This is a genomic window from Aromatoleum toluvorans, assembly GCF_012910905.1.
GTDB lineage: Bacteria > Pseudomonadota > Gammaproteobacteria > Burkholderiales > Rhodocyclaceae > Aromatoleum > Aromatoleum toluvorans.
In genome coordinates this window covers 1-411 of record NZ_WTVN01000104.1, presented here as the reverse complement: position 1 = coordinate 411, position 411 = coordinate 1, and the positions used below count along the sequence as shown (strand labels likewise).

General features: G+C 61.3%; 2 protein-coding genes. Both read right to left on the bottom strand.

Annotated features, from left to right (window positions below; translation table 11 throughout):
• On the bottom strand, nucleotides 1-238 hold a 238-nt coding region (locus tag GPA22_RS22510), incomplete at its 3' end, for a hypothetical protein (protein ID WP_169258293.1).
• Nucleotides 239-291: 53 nt separating this feature from the next.
• Nucleotides 292-411: alpha-hydroxy-acid oxidizing protein (locus GPA22_RS23115; protein WP_211169314.1), on the bottom strand; the 120-nt coding region annotated here is incomplete at its 5' end.

Genomic DNA, 411 nt, shown 5'->3' with positions numbered 1-411 from the left:
GATTACGCCAGAACAACAGCATCCAGAGCGGAAACATCGTGAAGATGGCCCCGACCAGCAGCGGGGCGATATTGCGGTATATCGCTGTCGCGATGGCGACAACCACGCAATTGCACACCATTGCGACGAAGCACCAGCCACTGACGGCGGGCGGTATGGACTTCGGTACGGGCAACAGCATGTCGTCATAGTCGGAAATGAACGGCTCGTCCGGTATCAGGGTTCTCCAGAAGCGCATGGCGTGCCGACCTTCCACTAGGCCACAAGAATCCGGGCGGTGCGGTCACCGCTTCAATATTTCCGAACCAGGTCCGGGGTGATTTCCTTCAGGCTGCGGATGCCGAGCAGCGCGAGGTCGCGGTCGATCTCGGCGTGCAGCAGCGAGATCGCGCGCGCTACGCCGGCTTCGCC